The sequence below is a fragment of the Microbacterium pullorum genome (genome assembly GCF_014836535.1).
Taxonomy (GTDB): domain Bacteria; phylum Actinomycetota; class Actinomycetes; order Actinomycetales; family Microbacteriaceae; genus Microbacterium; species Microbacterium pullorum.
The window spans coordinates 1-540 of record NZ_JACSQP010000022.1 but is presented as its reverse complement, the minus strand read 5'-3'; the positions used below and the strand labels follow the sequence as shown (position 1 = coordinate 540).

Genomic DNA, 540 nt, shown 5'->3' with positions numbered 1-540 from the left:
CATTCCAGGGTGCCGTCGGGGTGTTGGGTGACGGTCCAGGCGGTGTGGTGTTTGAGGGTGTGGTGCCGTTTGCAGAGGTGGGCGAGGTTGCAGAGGTGGGTGGGCCCGCCGTGGGCGTGGTCGATGGTGTGGTCGATGTCGCAGACGTAGGCGGCGGCCCGGCAGCCGGGGAACCGGCAGTGCTCGTCGCGGCCGCGGAGGAACCGGCGTTGCTCCGCGGTGGGCCGGTAGCTGTCGGTGCCGAGGAGGGTGCCGGTGGTGGGGTCGTGGAACAGTCGGTCCCAGCTGGTCGCGACGGACGCGTAATGGCGGGCCGCGGCCGGGTCGAGGGGTCCGTGGCCGTGGAAGATGGCGGGGGCGTCACCGCCGGTGAGGGTGGCGGCGGGGACGGTGACCTGGATATGCGCGACGATCGCATCGGTCTCGCAGACCGTGGCGTCGGAGTCGGCCGCAGTCGCATGCCCGTGTCAACGTCGCCTGAATTCTGACCCTTTTTCGTCGTTTGAATCTTGACCCCCCTTGGGTTGTTGTTATTGGTTT

At 68.3% G+C, this 540-nt stretch carries 1 protein-coding gene; it reads left to right on the top strand.

Features of this window, described 5'->3' with window-relative positions; translation table 11 throughout:
• The coding region (locus tag H9651_RS15105; RefSeq protein ID WP_404803021.1) for a hypothetical protein at window positions 1-488 on the top strand (488 nt) is incomplete at its 5' end.
• Between the last annotated feature and the right edge of the window lie 52 nt (window positions 489-540).